The following is a 25,063-nucleotide window of genomic DNA, read 5'->3' as shown; positions in this document are numbered from 1 at the left end:
CGTTAATGGGACAATCTGGCGCATGACGCCATCGAGACGTGAAGCGCCGGACCGCAACCTGGCCCTGGAACTGGTACGGGTCACCGAGGCCGGCGCGATGGCCGCAGGACGCTGGGTGGGCCGCGGCGACAAGGAAGGCGGCGACGGCGCGGCCGTCGACGCGATGCGCCAGCTGGTGAACTCGGTGTCGATGCGCGGCGTCGTGGTGATCGGCGAGGGCGAGAAGGACAACGCCCCGATGCTCTACAACGGCGAAGAGGTCGGCAACGGCGACGGCCCGGACTGCGACTTCGCCGTCGACCCGGTCGACGGCACCACGCTGATGAGCAAGGGCATGCCCAACGCGATCTCGGTGCTCGCGGTCGCCGAGCGCGGCGCGATGTTCGACCCGTCGGCGGTGTTCTACATGAACAAGATCGCCGGGGGTCCCGATGTCGCGGAGTTCATCGACATCACGTCTCCCATCGCGGCCAACATCCAGCGCATCGCGAAGGTCCGCAAGGCCTCGGTCTCCGACGTCACCGTGTGCATCCTGGACCGGCCTCGGCACGCCAAGCTGATGGCCGACGTCCGGGAGGCCGGTGCCCGCATCCGGTTGATCTCCGACGGCGACGTCGCGGGCGCGATCTCGGCGTGCCGGCCCGACTCCGGCACCGATCTTCTCGTCGGTATCGGCGGCACCCCCGAGGGCATCATCGCCGCCGCAGCGATCCGCTGCATGGGCGGCGAGATCCAGGCCACCCTGGCGCCCACCGACGACGAGGAACGCCAGCGTGCCCTCGACCGGGGCTACGACCTCGACAAGGTGCTGACCACCCGCGACCTGGTCGCCGGCGAGAACGTGTTCTTCTGTGCCACCGGCGTCACCGACGGTGACCTGCTCAAGGGGGTGCGGTTCTTCGGCGGGGGCTGCACCACCCAGTCGATCGTGATGCGCTCCAAGTCCGGAACCGTCCGGATGATCGACGCCTACCACCGGCTCGCGAAGCTCAGCGAGTACTCGGCGGTGAATTTCACCGGCGACAGTTCCGCCGCCTACCCGTTGCCTTGATCCATCACCCCACCACCACACGAACAGGGAGCCACATGGCCGACAACAGCGGCGTTGACAACCAGGCCGAATATCGCATCGAGCACGACACCATGGGTGAGGTCCGGGTGCCCAAGGACGCGCTGTGGCGCGCCCAGACCCAGCGCGCGGTGGAGAACTTCCCCATCTCGTTCCGGCCGCTGGAGCGCACCCAGATCCGGGCGCTCGGGCTGCTCAAAGGCGCGTGCGCGCAGGTGAACAAGGACCTCGGTCTGCTGGCCGCCGACAAGGCCGACGCGATCATCGCCGCCGCGGCCGAGATCGCCGAGGGCCGCCACGACGACCAGTTCCCCATCGACGTGTTCCAGACCGGCTCGGGCACCAGCTCGAACATGAACACCAACGAGGTCATCGCGTCGATCGCGGGTGCCAACGGGGTGACCGTGCATCCCAACGACGACGTCAACATGTCGCAGAGCTCCAACGACACCTTCCCCACCGCGACGCACATCGCGGCCACCGAAGCTGCTGTCCGGCAGCTGATCCCGGCGTTGGAGGTGCTGCACGAGTCGCTGTCGGCCAAGGCGCGGCAGTGGCGCACCGTCGTCAAGTCGGGCCGCACGCATCTGATGGACGCGGTGCCGGTCACGCTGGGCCAGGAGTTCGGCGGTTACGCCCGCCAGATCGAAGCCGGTATCGAGCGCGTGCGCGCGTGCCTGCCCCGGCTCGGTGAGCTGGCCATCGGAGGCACCGCCGTGGGCACCGGCCTCAACGCCCCCGACGGCTTCGGCACCAAGGTGGTCGAGGTGCTCGTCGAGCAGACCGGGATCGCCGAACTGCGCACGGCCGTCGACTCTTTCGAGGCTCAGGCCACCCGCGACGGGCTGGTCGAGGCGTCCGGGGCGCTGAAGACGATCGCCGTGTCGCTGACCAAGATCGCCAACGACATCCGGTGGATGGGATCGGGCCCGCTGACCGGCCTGGCCGAGCTGCAGCTGCCCGACCTGCAGCCGGGCAGCTCGATCATGCCCGGCAAGGTCAACCCGGTCATCCCGGAGGCGGTTACCCAGGTGGCCGCGCAGGTGATCGGCAATGACGCCGCCGTCACCGTCGGCGGGCTGTCGGGCGCGTTCGAGCTCAACGTCTACATCCCGATGATGGCGCGCAACGTGCTGGAGTCGTTCACGCTGCTGGCCAACGCGTCGAAGTTGTTCGCCGCCAGGTGCATCGACGGCCTGGTGGCCAACGAGGACCGGCTGCGCGAGCTGGCGGAATCGTCGCCGTCCATCGTGACGCCGCTGAACTCCGCGATCGGCTACGAGGAGGCCGCCAAGGTGGCCAAGCAGGCGCTGGCGGAGAAGAAGACGATCCGCCAGACCGTCGTCGACCGCGGTTTGATCGGAGACAAGCTCTCCGAGGAGGAACTCGACAAGCGCCTCGACGTGCTGGCGATGGCCAAGGTCCGCGACGGAAACAACTAGCGATTTCGGCGTGGTTGTCGTCGCTGGGCGACGACAACCACGCCGAAATCCCTCGGTCAGGGCAGCGCGCCCGGGCTGATCTCCTCAAGCATCTCGGTCACCAGCGCCGCGATCGGCGAGCGTTCGCTGCGCAGCAGCGTGATGTGCGCGAACAGCGGGTGACCCTTGAGCTTCTCGATCACCGCAGCGACCCCGTCGTGCCGGCCGACGCGCAGGTTGTCACGCTGGGCGACGTCATGGGTGAGCACCACCCGCGAACCCGAACCCAGGCGTGACAGCACCGTCAGCAGCACGTTGCGCTCCAACGACTGCGCCTCGTCGACGATGACGAACGAGTCGTGCAGCGAACGGCCGCGGATGTGGGTCAGCGGCAACACCTCGAGCATGCCGCGGCTGAGCACCTCATCGAGCACGGCCGGACTGGCCAGACCCTCCAGGGTGTCGAAAACCGCCTGCGCCCAGGGCCCCATCTTGTCGCTCTCGCTGCCGGGCAGGTAGCCGAGGTCCTGGCCGCCGACCGCGTAGAGCGGACGGAACACCACCACCTTGCGCTGGGTACGCCGCTCCAGCACGGCCTCCAGGCCGGCACACAGCGCCAGCGCGGACTTGCCGGTGCCCGCCTTGCCGCCGAGCGAGACGATGCCGACCGACTCGTCGAGCAGCAGATCGAGGGCTACGCGTTGTTCGGCGGACCTTCCCCGGAGGCCGAACACCTCGCGATCACCACGTACCAGCTGCACCCTCTTGTCCGCGTTGACTCGGCCCAAAGCGTGAGAACTGCTGCCCAACAACCGAATTCCGGTATGACAGGGCAGGTCGCGGGCCGCTTCCAGATCGATCTCGCCGTCGGCGAACAGCGCATCGACGTCCTCGCCGGCCACCTCGAGTTCCGACATGCCGGTCCATCCGGACGTGACCACATCCTGGGCGTGGTACTCGTCGGCGGGCAGACCGACCGCTCCGGCCTTCACGCGCAGCGGGATGTCCTTGCTAACCAACGTCACTCGCTTGCCCTCGGCAGCGAGGTTGGCCGCACACGTCAGAATGCGGGCATCGTTGGTCTCGGTACGGAATCCCGCGGGCAGCACCGACGGGTCGCTGTGGTTGAGCTCGACCTGAAGCGTACCGCCTTCTGCGCCAACAGGAATCGGCAGATCGAGGCGTCCGTGTTCCAGTCGGAGGTCGTCGAACATGCGCAAGGCCTGTCGGGCGAACCAGCCCAGTTCGTGGTGGTGGCGTTTGGCCTCCAACTCACTGATGACGACGAGCGGGACCACGACTTCGTGTTCGGCAAACCGCGTGATGGCCCAGGGGTCGGACAACAACACGGAGGTGTCGAGCACGTAGGTCCGTCGGGCGTCGGATTGCCGGCTCTGGGATTGAGTCACGTAGCGCTCCTCGAGGCTGCGCGAGTTCCTGCGACCCCACACGAACTTCTCGGTGGACACACACGCGGTCTCAGGACCGGGGCCGGCCCTTTCAATCGGGACCGCCCGGACAGCAGAGCAAATCGCTAGCCATCGGCGTCGACGCTACTCCCGCACGCGCACCCGTGCCCGTCAGGCGCGCCGAAACTCTGCCCGCCGTGTGCGTTACGAGCCGGTGAACTCTTTCAGCGGGGCCTCTTCGGCCACACCCCAGGCCGCGATGCGATCGGCGATCACGGTGCGGAGCCGGTCGCGATCGAAGATGCCGGCCGCGGCGACGTTGGCCACCTTGTCCTGGTAGGCGTCGATGTCCCCGCCGACCACGTCGAGCCCGGCGGCGCGTGTGGCGATCGCGTCGATCGTCTCGTCGCGGTGGGTGGTCAGGCAGTGCGCGATCAGGTTGCCGAAGAACTCCTCGTGGCGCTCCTCGTCCCGGGCGATCCGGCCGACCAGCGCCTGCAGCACCGGCTCGCCGATCTGAGCCTCCAGATTGCGGCAGAAGACCGCGTGGGCGCGCTCCCAGAAGGCCATGAAGACCAGCGTCTCGATCTGGCTGAAGGTGTCGGCGCGGTAGCCCTTCATCACATGCTCGACCCGGACGTCCTCGTTGGCGGTGGGGTCGATCTCGCGGGTGACCACCAGATAGTTGCGCAGCGCGACGGCGTGCAGATGCTCCTCGGCGGTCCACCGGCCCATCCAGCGACCCCATTTGTCCTCGAGGATGAAGTGCTCGACGAGTTCGCGGTGGTATCCGGCCAGGTTGTCCTTGGTGATCAGCAGGATCTCCAGGGCGTCGGTGATGGGCTTGGGCAGGGTGACCTGCGACGGATCCCAGTCCCGGCCGCCGAGGAACGCGAAGTTCTCTCCCTGGTCGAACGGCACGTAGTCGTGGGCGAACCACGGGTCCTCGGTGTCGAGGTGGCGCCGCAGCTCATCGTTGACGACCGGCTCGAGTTCGAGCGTCAATGCATTAGCGACAGGTTTCTGTGCCATGCGGTTACACTAACTCAATTCTGTGGGAATCGTAAAATTTCCCACGCCGACACTCCGGTGCTACAGCGTCAGGCCCGGGTACAGCGGGTTGGCGTCCAGCAATTCGGCCGCGGCGCTGCGGACCCGCTCGGCGGTGCCGTCGGCCAGCGTGTACTTGGCCTTCGACGGACCGTTGGGTCCGGCGGCGGGCTGGGTGTTCTCCAGCACCTCGACCACCAGCTCGGCGACGCGGTCGAAGTCGTCGGCGCCGAAGCCGCGCGTGGTCAGCGCCGGCGTGCCGAACCGGATGCCGCTGGTGTACCAGGCGCCGTTCGGGTCGGCCGGGATCGCGTTGCGGTTGGTCACGATGCCCGAGTCCAGCAGCGCCGATTCGGCCTGCCGGCCGGTGAGCCCGAACGACGTCACGTCCAGCAGCACCAGGTGGTTGTCGGTGCCGCCGGTGACCAGGCTGCTGTCCCGCTTGACGAAACCGTCGGCCAGCGCCTGGGCGTTGTCGGCGACGGCCTGGGCGTACGTCCGGAACGCCGGTTGGCGGGCCTCGGCCAGCGCGACGGCCTTGGCCGCCATCACGTGCGACAGCGGGCCGCCCAGCACCATCGGGCAGCCCTTGTCGACCGCCGGTGCGTACTCCTCGGTGGCCAGCACCAGACCGCCGCGGGGGCCGCGCAAAGACTTGTGCGTCGTCGTCGTGACCACGTGCGCGTGCGGCACCGGATCCTCGTCCCCGGTGAACACCTTGCCGGCCACCAGGCCCGCGAAATGCGCCATGTCGACCATCAGGGTCGCGCCCACCTCGTCGGCGATCTCGCGCATCTTGGCGAAGTTGACCCGACGCGGGTAGGCCGAGTAGCCGGCGACCAGCACCAGCGGCTTGAACTCGCGCACCGCGGCGGCGACGGCGTCATAGTCGATGAACCCGGTGGTCGGATCGGTCCCGTACTGGCGCTGATGGAACATCTTGCCGGAGATATTGGGCCGGAACCCGTGGGTCAGGTGCCCGCCGGTGTCCAGCGACATGCCCATCAGGCGCTGGTTGCCCAGCTTGTTGCGCAAGCTCTCCCAGTCGGCTTCGGACAGGTCGTTGACATGCTTGGCGCCCAGCTCGGCCAGTCCCGGCCCCTCGACCCGGGTCGCCAGGATCGCCCAGTAGGCGACCAGGTTCGCGTCGATGCCGGAGTGCGGCTGGACGTAGGCGTACTGCGCCCCGAACAGTTCGCGAGCGTGTTCGGCGGCCAGCGCCTCGACCGTGTCGACGTTCTGGCAGGCGGCGTAGAACCGGTGCCCGATGGTGCCCTCGGCGTACTTGTCGGAGAACCAGGTGCCCATGGTCAGCAGCACCGCGGGCGAGGCGTAGTTCTCGCTGGCGATCAGCTTCAGCGACGTGCGCTGGTCGTCGAGCTCCTTGCGGGTGGCCTCGGCGATGCGCGGCTCCACGGTCTCGATCACCCGCAGCGCGGCCCGGTAGGCCTCGCTGGCGGTGTCGGCGTACTCGGCACCCAGACCGGCGGTGACGGACTCAGCAGTCATGCCGGAAGCCTATCGGGCTAGCCGCTGCGCAGCGACGACGGGATCAGCGGCTCGTCGAGCAACGTGGTGAAACGTTCGGTAAGCGTCACACCGTCGGGTCTGGCGTCGAGCCAGCCGCGCAGCAGCCGGTAGCCCTCGACGTAGGTGCTGGTGTAGGCGCGCCACAGCGGCGAGGACAGGAACCGCAACATCTGGCGGGCACGCTCGTCGTTGACCAGCAGCCACTGCTTGAGGAACGCGACCACGTCGTCGACGTCACGGTGCTCGTCGTGCAGCATCAGCGCGGCGTCCTGGCGCACGTCGGCCAGCGCCGCCGTCGCCTCGGACACCGCCTCGGCGCGGTCACCGTCGAACCGCAACCCCAGGTCGGCGTAGATCTCGGTGGCCCAACTCCCCCACTGCGGCCCCACTGCCGCGTACAACGCCAGATCGGCCAGTCCCTCGGCCATCAGGCACTGCGGCGTGTTGACCAGGAAGATCGTCTGCTCGGCCTGCCCCTTGTCCTCGACCAACCCGGCCTCTTTGCGGCAGTGCTCGGTGTGGTGACCGGGATAGGACTCGTGGGCCACCAGCCGCGGCAGGTTCGACATCTGCTGCTTGAGGTCGGCGTTGACCGCGACGGTCGAGCGGTAGTCGCCGAGGTAGTAGTTGAACCCCGACCACGGCTTGTCGGTGACCACCTCGTAGGTGATGGTCTCGCGCTCGGGCAGCGGGAACGTCGCCCGGACGCGGTCGCGCAACGCCGACGAGAACGCGTGGATGGCTTCCTCCAGCCGGGCGGGCGGGATCTCCTCTGCCGCGCGGTGGGCCTGCACCCGCTCGGCCAGCGGGCCGGTCCCGTCGAGCGCCTCGTCGAGCTTGGCGTGGGCCTCCCGGTACCGCTCCGGGTCGCCTTTGGCGATCCGCACGTCGAAGTACGCCTCGACCTCGTCGACGAAGCCGACCTGCTCGCCGGCGAATTTGCGCGCCGCGCACTCCAGCGCGCGCAGGTGGGCGCCGACGAAGGCGGCGCGGTCCGGGGCCAGCCCCGCGGGCAGTTCGGCCTGCAGCTGCGCGGCGCGGCGGGCCAGTGCAGCCGGGTCGGGCGGCGGTTCGTTCTGCACCTCGCGGCGCAACGCCGCGTCGCCGGTGAACGCGTCGACGTAACCGTCCTCCACGCGGTCGAAGCGCAGCCCGAGCGTCAGGTACTCGCGGATCAGGGTGCCGGGGTCCATGGCAACCAAGCTAACTGCAAGACTGGGCGCATGGCTCGGCTGAGCGAACCCAGCCCCTACGTGGAGTTCGATCGAAGTCAGTGGCGGGGGCTCCGGTCGTCGACACCGCTGAAGTTGACCGAAGAAGAACTCGTCAAACTGCGCGGGCTCGGCGAGAAGATCGATCTGCTCGAAGTCGAAGAGGTCTATCTGCCGCTGGCGCGGTTGATCCACCTGCAGGTGGCCGCGCGTCAGGCGCTGTTCGCCACCACCGCCGCGTTCCTCGGCGACTCCGACGGCGACCCGACGCAGAACCCGGATCGACCGGTGCCGTTCATCATCGGCGTCGCGGGCAGTGTGGCTGTCGGCAAGTCCACGACGGCCCGTGTGCTGCAGGCCCTGCTGGCGCGCTGGGAGCATCACCCGCGGGTGGATCTGGTGACCACCGACGGCTTCCTGTACTCGAACAGAGAGCTGGCCCGCCGGAACCTGATGCACCGCAAAGGATTCCCGGAAAGCTACGACCGGCGCGGCCTGATGCGGTTCGTCACCGCGGTGAAATCGGGCTCCGACGCGGCCTGCGCACCGGTCTACTCACACCTGCTCTACGACATCGTGCCGGGCGAGAAACAGATCATCGAACACCCCGACATCCTCATCCTGGAAGGGCTCAACGTCCTGCAGACCGGTCCGGCGCTGATGGTCTCCGACCTGTTCGACTTCTCCGTCTACGTCGACGCGCGCATCGAGGACATCGAGAACTGGTACATCTCCCGTTTCCTGTCGATGCGCGCGGGCGCGTTCGCCGACCCGGCATCGCACTTCCACCACTACTCCACGCTGACCGACGAGCAGGCCGTGTTCGCGGCCCGCGACATCTGGCATTCCATCAACCGGCCCAACCTGATCGAGAACATCCTGCCGACGCGGCCGCGCGCGACGCTGGTGCTGCGCAAGGACTCCGATCATTCGATCAACCGGCTGCGGCTGCGCAAGCTGTAGCGTCACCGTGGCTCAACGGTCCGCACCGCACGTCGCAGCGGACTCTGACGGTGTCGAGGACTTGGCGCAGGTGGTCACGCTCCCGACGATGGTTCAGCATGAAGCGCACCGCACCGACCGTGCGGCGCGGCCACGGATACCAGCGGTCGAAGTCCAGCCCGCATTCGCGGAACACCTTCGACGGCATGGCGTCTGCCATCAGGCCCAGGTTGTATTGCGCGAGCGCGAACATCGCATACGGCAGCACGGTCTTGTTCCGCTGCAGCATCTCCTGCATGTCGAGCTCGTAGAGCGGCAGCTCCCGCAGCTGGTCCAAGAACATCAGATGGGTCATGAAATAGCCCATGAACGATGTGAGATGCATCGTGGCCGAACGCACCTGAATCGAGAGCACGGTCCCGCCCGACGAGGTGTAGGGCTCGTAGGGCTGGTCGGCTCCGGTGAGGTAGCCGGTGCAGTTGATGATCCAGCTGCCGTCCTCGACCGGCGCAGTGGCGCCGCTGCGGAAGAGAAGCTCGGTGTGGCCGTCGCGGTCGACGATGTCTTCGAGATGCTCCATCATCACCTCGTTGACGCCGCCCGCGATCGTGGTGTTCTCCGCCTGCGAGAGCACGCCCAGCAGGAAATTGCCTGCCTGCGGCGTCATCGAGGTGCCGTAGGTGGCGCGGTACCACGCAGCCATCTGCTGTTCATTGGCGCCGTCGAAGCGCCGGCACATGTCGACGGCCATCTCGCTGAGCAGCGTGCTCCCCACCCAGCGCCGCCGCCCGGCGGGGAAGAACTTGTCCCGGTCGGTGAAGAACGTGCCCGAGCCGGCGACCAAATTGACCTGCCGACCCGGGTACGTCGTGACCAGGGTGTGCGCAGTGTCCATCGCGGTCTTGCCGCCGCCGACGATGTACACCGGCGCGGTACTTTCAGCGATCTCGCCGGTCCGGACGTCGCAGCTGTCAGGAGACACCGAGCGCACCCGCGCGCTCGAGAATGCCAGCGGCTCGTTGGGGGTTACCCGTAGTCCGTAGGCCTTGATCAGCCGCGCGGCGTCAATGGTTCGACTGCTGCCGTCGGGTGCCCGGCACACGACACGGACGCCGCCGAGGATCGGTTCGGCGGATTCGAACTCCCAGCCGTACCGTTCGTCGACGGTCAACCGATCCTTGATCTCGGCGAGGCAGTGGCTGAAGTGGTCGAGCACCTCGTCTTTCGACGCGAGGTAGGACGGCTCCCGGTTCAGAGTCCAGCCGATGTTGCCGGCGGTGAACATCGGGTGTGGCTGGTGCAGCCGAACGTACGGATAGGTGTCGATCCACATGCCGCCGACCCGTGGGCGCCGGTCGATGAGGAGGACTTTCCGGTTCCTGCCCAGGTAACGACTCGCGACGAACAACGCGTTGAGTCCCGCGATCCCGGCACCGACGACGCAGAGGTCGCACGTGTCCGTCTGGCTGATGTGATGGGAGTTGACGGACACGGCGACCTCCTCCACGCGGCGTACCTCTAAGTGTGAGCGCGCAGGCCCGCGACGGATAAGTAGTCGACTACTGCACTTCCGCTCAGGCTTTCTGGATCCGCCGCACACCCTGGTACTGCAGTTCGGCCATCACCAGCGTGTAGACCCCGGTACCCAGGACGAGCACCACCCCCGTGGTGGTCAGCGGCCACACCCCGGCCAGGACCACCACCACCGTGGCGACGCTGAACAGCAGGTTCCCGGCGGCCAGCAGCAGCCCCGACGTGCGAATTGCCGGGCGGGAGGCCAGCGCCAGCACCGCGATCGCGAACACGACGAAGAACGCACCGGTGGCGTACTCGACGAGCGGCGTGGTGCCCGAGATGTCGGCGACCGCGGGCGCGAAGATCAGCAGCGCGACTCCGGTGAGGCCGCTCAGGACGGCGTCGGCGCGCATCGCGAAGCGCAACAAGGAATCGGTGGACCCGGTGAGCCGGGAGGACGTCGTAGCGGTCATGAGGGTGTTCCTTTCTTCGTGGGTTGTCGGGTCACGCCAGGCGGCGCAGCCCGAGGTACTGCAGCCGGGTCAGCCCCGCCGTGGCCGCGGCGAACGCGGCCGTGGCGGTGACGCCGACGCCGGTCAGGGGCAGCACGCCGGTCGCCAGTACGACGGCCACCGCGGCGGTGAAGATCGCGTTGCCGGCGACGACGCCGACGCCGACGCGGCGCACGTCGGCGATCCCCGCGGCCGCGTAGAGCAGCACGCCGTAGACGACGAGCGCCGCGCCGCCGATCCACTCAGCGGTGGCGGGCAGACCGGACAGCCGCGCCAGCGGGTCGGCGGCCATCGCGACGAACAACCCGGCACCGGCGCACAGGGTGGCGTCGGCGCGCAGCGAGAACCGCAGCAGCGAGTGATCGGTGTCCGGCGCGGGACGGGTCGTGATGGCGGTCATGGCACCGATGGTGCGAACGATCCACTGCCAGATCGACGCCGAACGCTGCCAAACGCTGCCAGGCCCAGGTCAGCGCGCTGCGGTGACGGTGCTCCGCAAGTCGGCGGCGATGACGCGCGCGGCGGCGTTCTGCCAGTTGTGCAGCGAGCGCTGCGGCACGTCACTGACGAACCAGTGCCAGGCCTGGCGGGCCACCGGGTCCAGACCCGCGGCGGTCGCGTTCTGCGCGTAGGCCCGCACGCCGACGACGTAGGGGAAGTACAGCGAGTTGTAGTGGCGCCACTGCTCGGTGGTGCCGAAGTCCGCACCGCCACGCGGTTTGAGCACCGCGATGCGTTCGGCGAGCAGGCCGCGAAGTTCGTTGGCCCGCTCTAGGGGTTGATCCGGTGCCCCGCGGCGGGCCAACCGCTCGTCGATGACCGGCAGCGCGGTCAACGGGCTGGCCACGAGTTTGGACAGGTCGCCGTAGTGGCTCAGCGCGCGCCGGGTGACCCGCACGAAGGTGTCCTCGTCCATGTCGTCCAGCGGGGTGGCGGCCCGGCGCGGCAGTGCCGCCTCGGTGTCACGCAGTGCCGCCCGGTCGGCCCGCAGGTCCGGCGACCGGGAGAACGCCAACCGGTCCAGCACCCCGGCCAGCGGATCGGCCAGCACGTTGATCGCGATGGCCACCGCCAGACTGGTGAACAGCAGCACCGTCAGCGTGGCGCTCGGACCCGTGACCGCTGCCGCGACCAGCACCTGGCCGCCGAACAGCACCGCCACCACCAGCGTCGCCGCCACCGACCGCAACATGTCCCCGCGCAGGGCCTGCCCTTCGTCGAACGCGTCGCCCATCGCGACTGCGACGCCGAGCAGCGCCACGTCGAAACCGGTGGCGGCCAACGCCAGCCAGCTCGGGACCAGCCCGAGCGGGATCACCAGGATCGCGTTTCCGAGTGCGAAGAACAAGGTCGCGACGACGACGAAGCCGACCACCGGGCCGGGCTGAGAACGCCGGGCCACCGCATGCACCAGCGCCAGCAGCGACGGCACCGACACCGCCGCGAACACCACCCAGTGCCCGAGCCGCAGCGGACCTTCGACGTCACCGGCCAGCGCCGCCCCGCAGAACGCCAGCAGCGCGACACCGGCGACCAGTCCGGCGTCGCGGGACCGATTCCGCCAGCTGTCCCGGGGGCGTGACAGCTCCAGCAACACCGCGAACCACGCCACGCCCGGCACCGCGACGAGGTAGATCTCGACGGCGCCGAGCACCTCCGAACGCGTCACCACCCGCACCGCGTCCAGCGCCACCACCAGCGCGAAACTCGTCAACCCGATCGAGGCGAGCACCAGCACCGGCTTGCGGGGGTCGCGGGCCACCAGGTACAGCCCCAGCCACCAGCTCAGTGTGAACACCACCGCGGACAGGGCCACCATGGCTACCGCCCGTAGCGGCGGTGCCGGGCGCTGTAATCGCGTACCGCGCGCAGGAAGTCGATGCGTCGGAACTCCGGCCAGTAGGCCTCGGTGAACCACATCTCCGAGTACGCGCTCTGCCACAGCAGGAAGCCCGACAGCCGTTGTTCACCGGACGTGCGGATCACCAGATCCGGGTCCGGCTGACCCGAGGTATACAGGTTCTCCGAGATCGCTTCGGCGGTAACGGCTTCCACCAGCTGCTCACCGGTGGCGCCGTTGGCGATCTCTTTGCTCAGCAGCGCGCGGACGGCATCGACGATCTCTTGGCGCCCGCCGTAGCCGACGGCGACGTTGACATGAAAAGACGCGGTGCGGGCGTCCGCGGTCGAGGACACCGCGTCGCGCAACCGACGCGCAGGTTCCTCGCCGATGAGCTCGAGATCGCCGACGGTGCGCACGCTCCACCGGTTGACCGGTGCGCAGATCTCCTCGACGACCTCGGTGATGATCTCGATCAGGCACGACAGCTCCCCGGCGTCGCGCTGCAGGTTCTCGGTCGAGAGCAGATAGACAGTGGCCATCTCGATGCCGATCTCGTCACACCAGCGCAGCATCTCGGCGATCTTGCGGGCCCCGGCGCGATAGCCGTAGCTGACGTCGTCGTGGCCGACTTCACGCGCCCACCGGCGGTTTCCGTCGCACAGCACCGCGATGTGACGCGGCAGCTGCGTCCGAGACGGCGACAACCCCTGGCGCAGGCGCATCTCGTAGAGCCGATACGCCGGCTCCTTGAGGCGCCGCGGAATGAGGTCCACGATCGTCCAGACTACTGTTGGCTCCGGATGCCCCAAAGCCACTCAGCGGAGGTGATATGCCGACATCCCTCGAACCGTGGTACACCGCCGACTCGCCGCGGGAGCCCTGGGAACCGGAGGACCTCCCCGAGGCCGTCGCCGGCGGGGTGGCCCAGTTCCTCGGCAAACCGCGATTGCGCGGCTGGATTCACGTGTACTCGGCGATCATCGCGGTGATCGCCGGCGCCGCGCTGGTCGCTGTGTCGTGGGCGATGGAGTCCACCCGGGCCGGCATCGCGACGTTGATCTACACCCTGACGATCGTGGCGATGTTCGCCGTCAGCGGCGTCTACCACCGCGTGAACTGGACGTCGGTCACCGCGCGCAAATGGATGAAGCGCGCCGATCACTCGATGATCTTCGTGTTCATCGCGGGCAGCTACACGCCGTTCGCGCTGCTGGCGCTTCCGGAGCGCAACGGTATGACGCTGTTCTGGATCGTCTGGGGCGGTGCCCTGGCCGGCGTCGCGCTGAAGATGCTGTGGCCGTCGTCGCCGCGCTGGCTCGGGGTGCCGCTCTACATCCTGCTGGGCTGGGTCGCGGTCTGGTTCATCGGACCGATCACCCACGGCGCCGGCGTGGCCGCGGTCGTGCTGCTGATCGTCGGTGGCGTGCTCTACAGCATCGGCGGCGTGCTCTACGCGTTGAAGTGGCCGAACCCGTGGCCCTCGACGTTCGGCCACCACGAGTTCTTCCACGCCTGCACCGCAGTCGCGGCGATCTGCCACTACATCGCGATGTGGTTCGCCGTCTTCTAGCGATTTCGGCGTGTTTGTCGTCGCCCAGCGTCGATAATCACGCCCAAATCGCTACAGCTGGGTGATGTTCTGCGGGCCCCAGTAGGCCTTCATCGAGGTGATCTGCCCGTCGGCGTTGAAGGTCATCACCTCGATCGGCTCGATGCGCATCGTGCCGACGGTGATCGCGAAGACGAACGCGGCCTCGTGACCGCCGGCGCGGAACGACAGCAGCTCGGTCTTGAGCTCGGCGCCTTCGGCGTTCTTGTAGAACCCCGCGATGGCCTGACGGCCGATGTGCACCTCGCCACCGCCGACCGGGTCCTCGAGCGTGGCGTCCTCGGCGTAGAGCGCGGCGACGTCGTCGGCGGTGCCGGTGGCGACGGTGTCGAGGTAGCGCGTGACGAGTTTCTCGAGGGCGTCGGGCTCAAAGCTCATGTGCGGCAGGCTACACAACCCCCCGCGGCCCGACACGGGATCAGTCCGGGTCGCGCTTGCCGGCGCCGGCCGCGGAGCCGCCGTCATCGGTGTCGGTGTCGGTGTCGAACGATTTGGGCAGTTTGCGCAGGTGTCGGTTCATCGACCACACCAGCGCGAACGTGGCGATCAGCAGCAGCACCAATACGATCAACCCGAACGGGCTGGCCTTGCCGAACTCCGGTCCGGTCTGGCGCGGCTCGTCCTGGGCCAGCACCACGGTGACGAACTCCAGGCCGGTGGTCAACACGTCGGTCATTCGCGTCCCTCGATTCCGGCGAACAGATCGGTCTCGGGCAGCCGCACCGGAACCCGCGAGCGCGCCAACTCGAACTCCTCGGTCGGCCAGAGGCGTTGCTGCCAGTCCATCGGCGTGGTGAAGAAGAAGCTCTTGGGGTCGATCTGGGTGGCGTGGGCCAACAGCGCCTCGTCACGCACCGCAAAATACTTCGCGCACTCGATGCGCGTCGTCACCCGCTTGCCCAGCACGTCCTCGTCGGGGTCCCAGCTCGCCAACCACCTGGCGAACGGCCCTTCCTGACCGTGCTTGGCGAACTCGTCCTGCAGGACCTGCATGCGCTGCCGCAGGAAACCGTGGTTGTAGTAGAGCTTGGCCACACTCCACGGCTCCCCGGCGTCCGGATACAGGCGGTGGTCGCCGGCTGCCTCGTAGGCCGCGACCGAGACTTGATGGCAGCGGATGTGGTCGGGGTGCGGGTACCCGCCGTTCTCGTCGTAGGTGGTCATGACGTGCGGCTTGAAATCGCGGACGACCCGCACCAGCGCTTCGGTCGGAACCTCGAGGGGCTCGAGTGCGAAGCATCCGTCCGGCAGCGGAGGCGGCGGGTCGCCCTCGGGCAGGCCGGAGTCGACGAAGCCGAGCCAGTGGTGCTCGACGCCGAGGATCCGGGCTGCCTTGGCCATCTCGTCGCGACGGATCTCGGTCATCCGGCCGTGGACCTCCGGGAGGTCCATGGCGGGGTTCAGGATGTCGCCACGCTCGCCACCTGTCAGCGTCACCACAAGGACGCGCACGCCCTCGTCGACGTAGCGCGCCATCGTGGCCGCACCCTTGCTGGACTCGTCGTCCGGATGGGCGTGCACGGCCATCAACCGCAGTTCGCTCAACCTGTTCCCTCTTAGCTGCTCACTCGCACGGGCACTCACGCAACGGTTCAACCACTGCGATGGCCTTATAGTTCCAGTCCTAGTAGACCTATCCGACCGACGGGCATGCAAAACGAGATGATCGAACGTCCCGCCGCCCGCTACGGACGGCAGCGGCTGAGCCCCGGCAGGCGCCGCCTGATCGTCGTCCTGTTGACGGCTCTGGTGCTGGTCGCCGGCGTGGCGATCGCCGCGATCGCGTACAGCCGCCTCGGTACCGCCGAGGTCGAAGGCGAGATCGGCGGTTACCGCGTCCTCGACGACGCGACCGTCGAAGTCACTCTCAGCGTCACCCGCGAAGACCCTGCCCAGCCCGTGGTGTGCATCGTGCGGGGACGCGCCTACGACGGCGACGAGGTGGGCCGACGCGAAGTCCTCATTGCCCCGTCGAACGAGTCGACGGTGCAGGTCACCGCCGTTGTGAAGACGAGCAAACCTCCGGTGGTCGGCGACGTCTACGGATGCGGCACCGACGTTCCCGCCTACCTCGAAACCAGCGACTGACCCACCGCGCAACCAACGGCAGACAGCGAAATTCCGAATTCCGGGTATCCCGGCGGTGCTACCATGGATCGATACACGGTTCCAGCTGGGGCCGTGTATTGCTGCATTTGGGCGCCGAGACCAGCGCGCCTGATCGCAGCGATACACGCAGCACAGGCCCGGCGCCGTGTCCGGGGAATCTTCTTACGCACACCAGCGCGGAAGCAACAACGACAGGAGCGCGACGACATGACCGACACCCAGGTCACCTGGCTCACCGAAGAGGCCTACGACCGGCTCAAGGCGGAGTTGGACCAGTTGATCGCCAACCGGCCGGTGATCGCCGCCGAGATCAACGACCGCCGCGAGGAAGGCGACCTGCGCGAGAACGGCGGATACCACGCGGCCCGCGAAGAGCAGGGACAGCAGGAGGCCCGCATCCGGCAGCTGCAGGAACTGCTCAACAATGCCAAGGTCGGCGAGGCGCCCACGCAGTCCGGCGTGGCGCTGCCCGGTTCGGTGGTCACCGTCTACTACGACGACGACAAGAACGACACCGAGACGTTCCTGATCGCCACCCGCCAGGAGGGCGTCAGCGACGGCAAGCTCGAGGTCTACTCGCCGAAGTCGCCGCTGGGCGAGGCCCTCATCGACGCGAAGGTCGGCGAGACCCGCGAGTACACCGTGCCCAGCGGCAGCACCATCAAGGTCACGCTCGTCAGCGCTGAGCCCTACCACGGTTGATCGCTGGTTGATCGCCGAGGACCTGTTCCTGCTGCTGCTCGACAACGCCTCGGCGCAGCCGGCGCTGGACCGGCCGCGCCGCCACCACGTGGTCGCGGCCGCGGTGCTGCTCGATTTGGCCCACGGATGCCGGATTCGTCCCGCCACCGCGGGTGATCCGGCGCCCGCGGGCACCCTCGTCGCGCTGGATGCGCCCGGGCCGGTGCATCCGGTGGCCGCACCCGCACTGGACTTGCTCCGTGCCCGACCGACGCGGGCTGCCTCGGCGATCAAGAAGCTGAGCCGGCACACCGAAGAGCGACTGGTCGCCCACCTGGAGTCCGCGGGGCGGATCAACCGGATCGCCCTGCCGGACAGGCGTTTTCGGCGCGACTTCGCGTTCCCGCCGACCGACCGGAACCGGACCGGCGCGGCCCGTACGGCGCTTTTGGCCGCGCTGTTCGAACGTGAGCCCCCGTCTCCGGTCACCGCGGCGATCGTCACCGTCCTGCACGCGGTCGACGGGCTCGGCGCGCTGCTGAGCCTCAACGACCGCGGCTGGCGCTGGGTCCACGCGCGCGCCGGTGAGATCGCCGCCGGCAGCTGGGTCGACGAGGCACCGTCGGGTCTGGCGGAGGTGAACCTGGCGGTCACCGCGGCCACGGTGCGCCAGGCCCTGACCGGGCTGGGTTAACCGAGCGAGCCCAGTGCCTGCTCGACGTCGCCGAGCAGATCGGCGACGTCTTCGATCCCGACCGACAGGCGCACCAGATCGTCGGGCACCTCGAGCTGCGATCCCGCCGTGGACGCGTGCGTCATCGCGCCGGGATACTCGATCAGCGACTCCACCCCGCCCAGCGACTCGGCCAGGATGAACAACTCGGTGCGCGCGCAGAAGTCCCGCGCCGCCTGCGGGCCGCCCGCCAGTCGCACCGACACCATGCCGCCGAAGCCGCTCATCTGCGCTGCGGCGACACTGTGGTTGGGATGGCCGGGCAGGCCCGGATAGAGCACGGTGGACACCGCCGGGTGCCCGTCGAGGAACTCCGCGATCGCCGCGGCGTTCTCGCTGTGGCGCTGCATCCGCAGTGACAGCGTCTTGAGGCCGCGGATGGTCAGGTACGCGTCGAACGGGCCCGGAACCGCGCCGGCGCCGTTCTGCAGGAACGCGAACGCATCGTCGAGGGCCTCGTCGTTGGTCAGCAGGGCCCCGCCGACCACATCGGAGTGCCCGCCGATGTACTTGGTGGTCGAGTGCAGCACGATGTCGGCGCCCAGCGCCAACGGCTGCTGCAGCGCCGGGGAGGCGAAGGTGTTGTCGACCAGAACCTTGACCTGCGATTCGGCGGCGAGCGCGGCGATCCCGCCGATGTCGGCGATGGACAGCAGCGGGTTGGTCGGGGTCTCGACCCAGATCAGCTTGGTGCGGTCGGTGATGGCGGCCCGGACAGCGTCCAGGTCGGACAGCGCCACGGCGGTGTAGCTGATGTCCCAGAGCGCGAACACCTTGTCGATCAGCCGGAAGGTGCCGCCGTAGGCGTCGTCGGGGATGACCAGGTGGTCGCCGGGGCGCAGCACCGCCCGCAGCGCGCAGTCGGTGGCCCCCATCCCGGAGCTGAAGGCCCGCCCGTAGGAGGCCTGCTCGACGGCGGCCAGTGCCGTTTCCAGCGCCGAGCGGGTGGGATTGCCGGTACGCGCATACTCGTAGCCCCCGCGCAGACCGCCCACGCCGTCCTGGGCGAACGTCGAGCTGGCATAGATCGGCGGGTTGACCACCCCGGTGGCCGGATCAGGCCGATAACCGGCGTGAATGGCCTTGGTCGCGAAACCGTAGCTCCGGTAATGATCGGTTGCGCTGCGCTGCTCGCCCATGGCTGCCCAGGGTAGCGGTGTAGAACTTGGTCATGTCCACCGCTGGGAGCACCCCGATCGAAAGCCTGCTCGACCTCGACGCGCTGTTGCGCGCCGAGGACCGCGACCTGCGCGCCATGGTGCGCCAGTTCGGCGAACAGCGACTGCGCCCGCACGTCGCCGAGTGGTTCGAGACCGGTCGGGTGCCGGTGCGCGAACTCGCCGTCGAGATCGGCAAGCTCGGCCTGCTCGGCATGCACCTGACCGGCTACGGCTGCGGCGGCTCCAGCGCCACCGCATACGGCCTGGTGTGCCAGGAGTTCGAGGCCATCGACAGTGGCCTGCGCAGCCTGGTCTCGGTGCAGGGTTCGCTGGCGATGTACGCCATCCACCGCTGGGGCAGCGAGGAGCAGCGCGAGCAATGGCTGCCGGGGATGGCCGCCGGGGAGCTGATCGGCTGCTTCGGACTCACCGAGCCCGATTTCGGCTCCAACCCGGGCGGCATGCGCACCACCGCGCGCCGGGACGGGTCGGACTGGATCCTCAACGGATCGAAGATGTGGATCACCAACGCCTCGGTCGCCGACGTCGCGATCGTCTGGGCGCGCGAGCCGGGCGGGCACGTGCTCGGTTTCGCGGTGCCGACCTCGACACCGGGATTCAGCGCCCGGGAGATGACGCACAAGCTGTCGTTGCGCGCCTCGGTCACCGCCGAATTCAGCCTCGACGACGTGCGGGTGCCCGAAGACGTCCGGCTGCCCGGCGCCGAGGGGTTGAAGGGCCCGTTGAGTTGCCTGTCGGAGGCCCGGTTCGGGATCGTGTTCGGCGCCGTCGGCGCCGCCCGGGACTGCCTGGAGGCGACGATCGAGTACGTGCGCAGCCGCGACGTGTTCGACAAGCCGCTGGCCGGCTACCAGTTGACCCAGGCCAAGATCGCCGACATGGCCGTCGAGTTGAGCAAGGCCCAGCTGCTGGCGCTCCACCTGGGCCGGTTGAAGGACGACGGCCGCATCCGCCCCGAGCAGGTCAGCGTCGGCAAGCTCAACAATGTCCGCGAGGCACTCGAGATCGCCCGACAGTGCCGAACTCTGTTGGGCGCCAACGGCATCACGCTGGAATATCCGGTGATGCGTCATGCCAACAACCTGGAGTCGGTGCTGACCTACGAAGGCACCTCGGAGGTGCACCAATTGGTCATCGGAGAGGCACTGACCGGCGTCAGCGCCTTCCGATGAAGCCTGGGGGTCCTCAGTACTGCTGCGGCGGCGGGCCGGGCGGCAGCGGCTGCGGGTTGAGCGGGACGCAGACGGTGCTCATGATCTTGTCGGCCAGCGTCTGACGCTTCCGGTCCCACAGCGGGAACAGGTAACCGATGTAGCAGATGATGGTGTCGACGATGTGCGCCAGCTGGCGGACGATCGACAGACCGAAACCGATGGGCTGCCAAGTCTTTTCGCTGACGACCTTGAACTTGAGCACAGACTTGCCGATGCTCGAGCCGGTGGTGCCCTGCCGGTAGCCGTAGTTCCAGATGACATACGCCAGTGTCAGCAGCGAACCGAGCAGCGAGATGGTGGTCCCGATCGCCGAGTACTGCGAGGTGCACTCCACCCCGCCGTTGTAGGTGACGCAGTTGTTGTCGCCGGTTCCGACCGCGATGCCCTGCGTGATACCGGCGATGATGAACACCGGGATGTTGTCGATGAACCAGGCGCCGACACGGTGGTGCCACGGGGTGTAGGCCTCCTTCGGCAGTTCCGTGACCTGCCCTGGAAAGCCGCCCCCGTACTGCGCCTGCGGGTACGCCCCCGGCGGGGGGTAATTCCCCTGCGGCGGTGGCGGATAGCCGCCGGGAGGCGGCGGGGGCGCATAGCCGCCCTGCGGCGTGGGCTGCGACCCCGGAGGCGGCGGTGGGTAGTTCCCGGGAGGCTGGTACCCGCCCTGCGGCGTGCCGCCCGGCCCTGCTGGGTTGTCTGTCATGGTCGCTCCTGTGTCGTGTCGGATGTCTACTGCGGTACGCAGACCGTCGTCATTATCTTGTCGGCGATCGTCTGGCGCTTGGTATCCCACAGCGGAAACAGATAGCCGACGTAGCAGATCGCCCCGTCGATGACGTGGGCCAGTTGGCGCAGTATCGACAGCCCGAAACCGATCGGCTGCGAAGTCTTTTCACTGAGCACCCGAAACCGGGCGATCGACTTGCCCAGGCTGGAACCGGTGGTGCCCTGGCGGTAACCGAAGTTCCACACCGCGTAACCGAGCACTGCCAGCATCGCCACCATGGGGGCCACCTGGCTGCCGGTGCCGCCCTGGACACCCCAGGCGATACCGAACGCGATCACCACGGGCACCATGTCGATCACCTGGGCCAGCACCCGTGTCACCCACGGCGTGTACGACTCCTTCGGCAGCGTCACAACCGCATTCGCCGAGTAGCCACCCGGCGGTGGCCGTCGATCGGTCATGGACACCTTCCCGAGAAAGTCTCAGCCCGAAACAAGCGTGCTTACACTACCCGAGCCCGCGCGGCACGCAGCGCTTTCCGGCAGGTTGTCGATCTTGGTCGGCTTTGCGGGGCGGCAGATGCCCGGCTAAGTCCCTCCGGTGTCGGCGGACAGGTAACTCAGCAGGTCATGGCGGGTCAGCACGCCGACCGGCTTGCCCTCCTCGACGACCATCACCGCGTCGCACTCGCGCAGTGTCTTGGCTGCGCTGCTGACCAGCTCGCCGGCGCCGACCAGCGGCAGCGGTGGACTCATGTGCTCGGCAACCGCGTCGGCGAGTTTGGCGCGTCCCTCGAAGACCGCCGAGAGCAGCTCTCGTTCGGACACGCTGCCGGCGACCTCCCCGGCCATCACGGGCGGCTCCGCACCGACCACCGGCATCTGGGAGACCCCGTACTCGTTGAGGATGGTGATCGCGTCGCGCACCGTCTCCGACGGGTGGGTGTGCACCAGATCCGGCAGCGCGCCGGACTTGCCCCGCAACAGATCGCCGACCGTCGACTCGGTCGCCTTGGTGTCGAGGCGGCTGCGCAGGAAGCCATACGACGACATCCAGTCGTCGTTGAAGATCTTCGACATGTACCCGCGTCCGCCGTCGGGCAGCAGCACCACGACCAGCGCGTCGGGACCCTCGCGCTCGGCAACCTGGACAGCCGCGACCGCCGCCATGCCGCACGATCCGCCGACCAGCAGCGCTTCCTCGCGGGCGAGCCGGCGGGTCATCTCGAACGAGTCGGCGTCGGACACGGCGATGATCTCGTCGGGAACCGACGGGTCGTAGGCAGCCGGCCAGAAGTCCTCGCCGACGCCTTCGACCAGATACGGCCGTCCGGTGCCACCGGAGTACACCGAGCCCTCCGGGTCGGCGCCGATCACCTTCACCCGGCCGCCGGACACTTCTTTGAGATAGCGGCCTGCGCCGGTGATGGTGCCGCCGGTTCCGACACCGGCGACGAAGTGGGTGACCTTGCCGTCGGTGTCGGCCCAGATCTCGGGACCGGTGGTTTCGTAATGACTCTCCGGGCCCATCGGGTTGGAGTACTGGTCGGGCTTCCACGCGCCGTCGATCTCGGCGACCAACCGATCCGAGACGCTGTAGTAGCTGTCGGGGTGGTCGGGCGGAACGGCCGTCGGACACACCACGACCTCGGCGCCGTAGGCGCGAAGCACGTTGCGCTTGTCCTCGCTGACCTTGTCCGGGCAGACGAACACGCACTTGTATCCGCGCTGCTGGGCCACCAGCGCCAGACCGACGCCGGTGTTGCCGGAGGTGGGCTCGACGATCGTGCCGCCGGGCCGCAGTTCGCCGCTGGCCTCGGCGGCGTCGATCATCTTGACCGCGATGCGGTCCTTGGAGCTGCCGCCCGGATTGAGGTACTCGACCTTGGCCGCGACCATGCCGGCTCCCGGCGGCACCACCGATGTCAGCTGTACCAGGGGGGTGTTTCCGATGAGCTCGCTGATGTGCCGGGCAATGCGCATGAGTCCATCGTGTCAGGCGCGCCGGGCGACTACCAGGTGGCCTCTCGGATGTACTCCCCGATCTGCTTCAGGGACCGGCTGGCTTCCGACACCATCGGGGCGCCGAGCTGGAACACATGCATCTGACCGGGCCAGACCCGCACCTCGACCGGAACGCCGGCGGCGGCCAGCAGACGTGCGGCCTTGCGGGCGTCGCTGAGCAGCACCTCGGATCCGGAGACGTGGATCAATGTGCGCGGAAGGCCGGGTTCGATGTGGTCGAGCGGCTCATATGTCGGTTCGGGCTCGCCGTTGACGGTGCGCTTTGCCGCTGCGACCTCGATGAGCTCGACGAGCGCGTGGAAGGCCTTGGGCGGGAACATCGCGTCGGTGTGGGCGTTGGGGTGGTCGGCGCGCGCCTCGTTGTCGATCTCGAACAGCGGCGACATGGTGACCACCGCCGCCGGGGTCTCACCCTGGTAGCCGTCGACACCCTCGGCCTGGAGCCGCTCGGCCAGCGACAGCGCAAGATAACCGCCGGCGGAGTCCCCGGCCAGCACGATCTGGTCGGGCTCGTAGCCGAGCTCGCGCAACCACTTGTAGCCGTCGTAGCAGTCGTCGAGCGCGGTGCCGACGGAGTGCCTCGGGATCATCCGGTAGTTCACGACCAGGACCGGCGCGTCGGCGGCCTTGGACAGGGCAGTGGTCAGCCGGCCATGGGTGTTGACCCCGCACGTCAGGAAAGCCCCACCGTGCAGGTAGAGGATGACGCTGCGGTGGCCGTCGGCGGGGAGCACCCCCGCGGCGCGCACCAGTTGGGCGTTGCAGTGCGGAAGCGAGATGGTCGCCCGAACGGTGCCCGGAGCGGGCTTGATGACGCGGGCCGCGAAGTCCAGCACTCCCCACGGCCAAGGGAGCTTGGGGGCGTAGCTGCCGACGGTCAGGAACGGCTTGATCGTCATTGAGGCGGCCAGCCCGAGCATGCGTCCGGCAACGCTGGGACCGTCTTCGACGACCTCGACCGGGGCACCGTCACTGACCGGAAACCGGCGCGGTTTTAGGCTCTTACCTGGGCGAACACCCAGATGAGCAGTACTGGGGACCTTGCTCGGTGCCGTCATCGCCACCACTTTCTACGCCGTTGTAGAGCCGGGATAAGCTGAGTTACTCAGACGATCTCGTAACTTAGCTTGACACGTGTAACCACTATCACAATGGGTTAAACGCATTTACTACCGGACTTGATACCGCACTGTGACCGGCTGGCCGCGGTCGCCACGCGAAATGTCAGCATTCGAGTCATAAACTCGGTTCGTGGGCAGCGCAGCTGATGCTTCCCGTGGTCGCGGACCGCGGCGATCGGCGTTTCTCTGGACCCTCGCCACGTTGGCCTCCACGGGCTCGGCCTACGTCGGCGCCCGCAACCTCCTGACGGGCCAGGCCGACAAGGCCCGCCAGGTCATCCCGAAAGCGTGGGACGTGCCGCCCCGGGCCGACGGCGTGTACGCGCCCGGCGGCGGACCGGTACAGCGCTGGGAGCGCGACATCCCGTTCGACCTGCACCTGATGGTCTTCGGAGACTCGACGGCCACCGGCTATGGCTGCTCCGACGCCGAGGAGGTGCCCGGCGTGCTGCTGGCCCGCGGGTTGGCCGAGGAATCCGGTAAGCGCATCCGGCTCAGTACCAAGGCGATCGTCGGAGCGACGTCGAAGGGGCTGTCCGGACAGATCGACGCGATGTTCGTCGCCGGGCGTCCGCCCGACGCCGCGGTCATCATGATCGGCGCCAACGACATCACCCGGCCCAACGGCATCGGCCCGTCGGCGCGCCGGCTCGGCCGGGCCGTGCAGCGGCTGCGCGCCGGCGACGCCGTCGTCGTCGTCGGCACGTGCCCGGACTTCGGCGTCATCAAAGCGATCCCGCAACCATTGCGGTCGTGGTGTCGGGCGCGGGGGCTGCGGTTGGCCCGGGCGCAGGCGGCCGCGGTGCGTGCCGCCGGTGGGGTGCCGGTGCCGTTCGCGGATCTGTTGGCCCCGCACTTCCACAAGACGCCCGAGCTGTTGTTCTCCACCGACATGTTCCATCCGTCGGCCGCGGGGTATTCGCTGGCCGGCAAGCAGCTGTTGCCCGCGCTGTGTCAGGCCCTGGGTGAGTGCAACTCCGGAACCCCGCCCGAGGCCGCCCTGGTGTCGCGCTCAGACGACCGGGGGCTGCTGGGCCGGCTCGGCGGGCTCAGCCGCCTGTGGCGGCGGTCGACCGGGGTGCCCGCGCCGGTGCTGGGCAGGGCGCCGACGCTTGTATAGACGTCCGGAGGGGAGGCGGGCGCGCCGGTCAGCGTGAGCGCC

The 25,063-nt window shown here is 68.4% G+C and carries 25 protein-coding genes and 1 pseudogene; 9 read left to right on the top strand and 17 right to left on the bottom strand.

The genetic code is table 11. From position 1 onward, the window contains the following. The first annotated feature begins 22 nt into the window (after positions 1-22). Both glpX and G6N31_RS00255 read left to right on the top strand, forming a co-directional pair. Positions 23-1,051 carry a class II fructose-bisphosphatase gene (glpX, locus tag G6N31_RS00260; protein WP_098005173.1) on the top strand — a complete coding sequence of 343 codons (1,029 nt, stop codon included), beginning with the start codon at positions 23-25 and terminating at the stop codon, positions 1,049-1,051. Positions 1,052-1,086: 35 nt separating this feature from the next. Continuing rightward, the gene (locus G6N31_RS00255; RefSeq protein WP_098005172.1) at positions 1,087-2,511 is read left to right on the top strand and encodes a class II fumarate hydratase; all 1,425 of its coding nucleotides are present in this window, start codon (positions 1,087-1,089) and stop codon (positions 2,509-2,511) included. 56 nt (positions 2,512-2,567) lie between these two features. Here G6N31_RS00255 and phoH2 read toward each other — a convergent pair whose 3' ends face one another. The 4 genes from phoH2 to G6N31_RS00235 form a co-directional block, all read right to left on the bottom strand. Then, positions 2,568-3,899, bottom strand: coding sequence for an RNA 5'-3' helicase PhoH2 (gene phoH2, locus G6N31_RS00250; RefSeq protein WP_098002853.1), 1,332 nt, complete (start codon positions 3,897-3,899; stop codon positions 2,568-2,570). Positions 3,900-4,103: 204 nt separating this feature from the next. Beyond that, a complete protein-coding gene (locus G6N31_RS00245) occupies positions 4,104-4,931 on the bottom strand; it encodes an acyl-ACP desaturase (protein WP_098002840.1) in 828 nt (275 codons plus the stop codon). A gap of 60 nt (positions 4,932-4,991) precedes the next feature. Continuing rightward, positions 4,992-6,458: a glycine hydroxymethyltransferase gene (locus tag G6N31_RS00240; RefSeq protein ID WP_098002839.1), complete on the bottom strand. Its 1,467-nt coding sequence runs from the start codon at positions 6,456-6,458 to the stop codon at positions 4,992-4,994. Positions 6,459-6,475: 17 nt separating this feature from the next. Next, positions 6,476-7,672 (bottom strand): DUF885 domain-containing protein, encoded by a 1,197-nt coding sequence (locus G6N31_RS00235; protein ID WP_098002838.1) that lies wholly within the window; start codon positions 7,670-7,672, stop codon positions 6,476-6,478. Between the two features lie 30 nt (positions 7,673-7,702). Here G6N31_RS00235 and coaA point away from each other — a divergent pair, with 30 nt between their 5' ends. After that, positions 7,703-8,653, top strand: coding sequence for a type I pantothenate kinase (coaA, locus tag G6N31_RS00230; RefSeq protein ID WP_098002837.1), 951 nt, complete (start codon positions 7,703-7,705; stop codon positions 8,651-8,653). Here the strand turns inward: coaA and G6N31_RS00225 are convergent. The 5 genes from G6N31_RS00225 to G6N31_RS00205 form a co-directional block, all read right to left on the bottom strand. Next, entirely contained in the window at positions 8,625-10,124 is a 1,500-nt protein-coding gene (locus G6N31_RS00225) for an NAD(P)-binding protein (protein WP_098002852.1), read from the bottom strand. The two genes, coaA and G6N31_RS00225, sit on opposite strands and share 29 nt — an antisense overlap. 82 nt (positions 10,125-10,206) lie before the next feature. Next, entirely contained in the window at positions 10,207-10,620 is a 414-nt protein-coding gene (locus tag G6N31_RS00220) for a hypothetical protein (protein WP_098002836.1), read from the bottom strand. A 31-nt stretch (positions 10,621-10,651) separates the two neighbouring features. Continuing rightward, positions 10,652-11,059: a hypothetical protein gene (locus G6N31_RS00215; protein ID WP_098002835.1), complete on the bottom strand. Its 408-nt coding sequence runs from the start codon at positions 11,057-11,059 to the stop codon at positions 10,652-10,654. Between the two features lie 69 nt (positions 11,060-11,128). Next, positions 11,129-12,478, bottom strand: coding sequence for a hypothetical protein (locus G6N31_RS00210; protein ID WP_098002834.1), 1,350 nt, complete (start codon positions 12,476-12,478; stop codon positions 11,129-11,131). Positions 12,479-12,480: 2 nt separating this feature from the next. Next, entirely contained in the window at positions 12,481-13,275 is a 795-nt protein-coding gene (locus G6N31_RS00205) for a (2Z,6E)-farnesyl diphosphate synthase (protein ID WP_098002833.1), read from the bottom strand. A gap of 56 nt (positions 13,276-13,331) precedes the next feature. Between G6N31_RS00205 and trhA the strand changes: the two genes are divergently transcribed. Beyond that, a complete protein-coding gene (gene trhA, locus G6N31_RS00200; protein ID WP_098002832.1) occupies positions 13,332-14,072 on the top strand; it encodes a PAQR family membrane homeostasis protein TrhA in 741 nt (246 codons plus the stop codon). A gap of 51 nt (positions 14,073-14,123) precedes the next feature. On the opposite strand, the gene G6N31_RS00195 is transcribed toward trhA, so the two are convergent. From G6N31_RS00195 to mca, 3 genes are read right to left on the bottom strand one after another with little or no spacing between them, the layout of a single operon-like run. Next, complete coding sequence (locus tag G6N31_RS00195) at positions 14,124-14,489, bottom strand: nuclear transport factor 2 family protein (RefSeq protein ID WP_098002831.1); 366 nt, start codon at positions 14,487-14,489, stop codon at positions 14,124-14,126. A gap of 40 nt (positions 14,490-14,529) precedes the next feature. After that, entirely contained in the window at positions 14,530-14,787 is a 258-nt protein-coding gene (locus G6N31_RS00190) for a hypothetical protein (protein ID WP_098002830.1), read from the bottom strand. Beyond that, positions 14,784-15,656, bottom strand: a complete 873-nt coding sequence (mca, locus tag G6N31_RS00185; protein WP_098002829.1) for a mycothiol conjugate amidase Mca — start codon at positions 15,654-15,656, stop codon at positions 14,784-14,786. Before mca ends, G6N31_RS00190 begins: the two co-directional genes overlap by 4 nt. A gap of 117 nt (positions 15,657-15,773) precedes the next feature. Here mca and G6N31_RS00180 point away from each other — a divergent pair, with 117 nt between their 5' ends. The 3 genes from G6N31_RS00180 (at position 15,774) to G6N31_RS00170 (ending at position 17,595) form a co-directional block, all read left to right on the top strand. Continuing rightward, positions 15,774-16,199: a DUF4307 domain-containing protein gene (locus tag G6N31_RS00180; protein ID WP_098002851.1), complete on the top strand. Its 426-nt coding sequence runs from the start codon at positions 15,774-15,776 to the stop codon at positions 16,197-16,199. A gap of 228 nt (positions 16,200-16,427) precedes the next feature. Next, a complete protein-coding gene (gene greA / locus G6N31_RS00175; RefSeq protein ID WP_098002828.1) occupies positions 16,428-16,922 on the top strand; it encodes a transcription elongation factor GreA in 495 nt (164 codons plus the stop codon). Between the two features lie 7 nt (positions 16,923-16,929). After that, positions 16,930-17,595, top strand: a complete 666-nt coding sequence (locus tag G6N31_RS00170; RefSeq protein WP_098002827.1) for a GOLPH3/VPS74 family protein — start codon at positions 16,930-16,932, stop codon at positions 17,593-17,595. Here the strand turns inward: G6N31_RS00170 and G6N31_RS00165 are convergent. Continuing rightward, the gene (locus tag G6N31_RS00165) at positions 17,592-18,773 is read right to left on the bottom strand and encodes a cystathionine gamma-synthase (protein ID WP_098002826.1); all 1,182 of its coding nucleotides are present in this window, start codon (positions 18,771-18,773) and stop codon (positions 17,592-17,594) included. The two genes, G6N31_RS00170 and G6N31_RS00165, sit on opposite strands and share 4 nt — an antisense overlap. A gap of 32 nt (positions 18,774-18,805) precedes the next feature. On the opposite strand from G6N31_RS00165, the gene G6N31_RS00160 reads away from it, so the two are divergent. Continuing rightward, positions 18,806-19,987 carry an acyl-CoA dehydrogenase family protein gene (locus tag G6N31_RS00160; RefSeq protein ID WP_098002825.1) on the top strand — a complete coding sequence of 394 codons (1,182 nt, stop codon included), beginning with the start codon at positions 18,806-18,808 and terminating at the stop codon, positions 19,985-19,987. Positions 19,988-20,000: 13 nt separating this feature from the next. Here G6N31_RS00160 and G6N31_RS00155 read toward each other — a convergent pair whose 3' ends face one another. From G6N31_RS00155 to G6N31_RS00140, 4 genes and pseudogenes are all read right to left on the bottom strand, one after another. Beyond that, positions 20,001-20,732, bottom strand: coding sequence for an Rv1078 family RDD domain-containing protein (locus G6N31_RS00155; protein WP_098002824.1), 732 nt, complete (start codon positions 20,730-20,732; stop codon positions 20,001-20,003). A gap of 26 nt (positions 20,733-20,758) precedes the next feature. After that, a pseudogene (locus G6N31_RS00150) lies at positions 20,759-21,202 on the bottom strand (RDD family protein); the annotation flags it as partial. Positions 21,203-21,343: 141 nt separating this feature from the next. After that, positions 21,344-22,738 (bottom strand): cystathionine beta-synthase, encoded by a 1,395-nt coding sequence (locus G6N31_RS00145; RefSeq protein WP_098002822.1) that lies wholly within the window; start codon positions 22,736-22,738, stop codon positions 21,344-21,346. 29 nt (positions 22,739-22,767) lie between these two features. Further along, entirely contained in the window at positions 22,768-23,838 is a 1,071-nt protein-coding gene (locus G6N31_RS00140) for an alpha/beta hydrolase fold domain-containing protein (protein ID WP_098002821.1), read from the bottom strand. Positions 23,839-24,103: 265 nt separating this feature from the next. Here G6N31_RS00140 and G6N31_RS00135 point away from each other — a divergent pair, with 265 nt between their 5' ends. After that, entirely contained in the window at positions 24,104-25,021 is a 918-nt protein-coding gene (locus G6N31_RS00135; protein ID WP_234815249.1) for an SGNH/GDSL hydrolase family protein, read from the top strand. Positions 25,022-25,063 lie beyond the last annotated feature (42 nt).

Source organism: Mycolicibacterium duvalii, assembly GCF_010726645.1.
GTDB classification, from domain to species: Bacteria; Actinomycetota; Actinomycetes; order Mycobacteriales; family Mycobacteriaceae; genus Mycobacterium; species Mycobacterium duvalii.
Note: the sequence above shows the minus strand (reverse complement) of the source record. Positions and strands in the feature narration are given on the sequence as shown.

Coding starts and splice junctions, on each gene's coding strand:
- glpX (WP_098005173.1), top strand. CDS start 23: ATGACGCCATCGAGACGTGAAGCGCCGGACCGCAACCTGGCCCTGGAA.
- G6N31_RS00255 (WP_098005172.1), top strand. CDS start 1,087: ATGGCCGACAACAGCGGCGTTGACAACCAGGCCGAATATCGCATCGAG.
- G6N31_RS00245 (WP_098002840.1), bottom strand. CDS start 4,931: ATGGCACAGAAACCTGTCGCTAATGCATTGACGCTCGAACTCGAGCCG.
- G6N31_RS00240 (WP_098002839.1), bottom strand. CDS start 6,458: ATGACTGCTGAGTCCGTCACCGCCGGTCTGGGTGCCGAGTACGCCGAC.
- G6N31_RS00235 (WP_098002838.1), bottom strand. CDS start 7,672: ATGGACCCCGGCACCCTGATCCGCGAGTACCTGACGCTCGGGCTGCGC.
- coaA (WP_098002837.1), top strand. CDS start 7,703: ATGGCTCGGCTGAGCGAACCCAGCCCCTACGTGGAGTTCGATCGAAGT.
- G6N31_RS00220 (WP_098002836.1), bottom strand. CDS start 10,620: ATGACCGCTACGACGTCCTCCCGGCTCACCGGGTCCACCGATTCCTTG.
- G6N31_RS00215 (WP_098002835.1), bottom strand. CDS start 11,059: ATGACCGCCATCACGACCCGTCCCGCGCCGGACACCGATCACTCGCTG.
- G6N31_RS00210 (WP_098002834.1), bottom strand. CDS start 12,478: ATGGTGGCCCTGTCCGCGGTGGTGTTCACACTGAGCTGGTGGCTGGGG.
- trhA (WP_098002832.1), top strand. CDS start 13,332: ATGCCGACATCCCTCGAACCGTGGTACACCGCCGACTCGCCGCGGGAG.
- G6N31_RS00195 (WP_098002831.1), bottom strand. CDS start 14,489: ATGAGCTTTGAGCCCGACGCCCTCGAGAAACTCGTCACGCGCTACCTC.
- G6N31_RS00190 (WP_098002830.1), bottom strand. CDS start 14,787: ATGACCGACGTGTTGACCACCGGCCTGGAGTTCGTCACCGTGGTGCTG.
- G6N31_RS00180 (WP_098002851.1), top strand. CDS start 15,774: ATGATCGAACGTCCCGCCGCCCGCTACGGACGGCAGCGGCTGAGCCCC.
- greA (WP_098002828.1), top strand. CDS start 16,428: ATGACCGACACCCAGGTCACCTGGCTCACCGAAGAGGCCTACGACCGG.
- G6N31_RS00165 (WP_098002826.1), bottom strand. CDS start 18,773: ATGGGCGAGCAGCGCAGCGCAACCGATCATTACCGGAGCTACGGTTTC.
- G6N31_RS00160 (WP_098002825.1), top strand. CDS start 18,806: ATGTCCACCGCTGGGAGCACCCCGATCGAAAGCCTGCTCGACCTCGAC.
- G6N31_RS00155 (WP_098002824.1), bottom strand. CDS start 20,732: ATGACAGACAACCCAGCAGGGCCGGGCGGCACGCCGCAGGGCGGGTAC.
- G6N31_RS00145 (WP_098002822.1), bottom strand. CDS start 22,738: ATGCGCATTGCCCGGCACATCAGCGAGCTCATCGGAAACACCCCCCTG.
- G6N31_RS00140 (WP_098002821.1), bottom strand. CDS start 23,838: ATGACGGCACCGAGCAAGGTCCCCAGTACTGCTCATCTGGGTGTTCGC.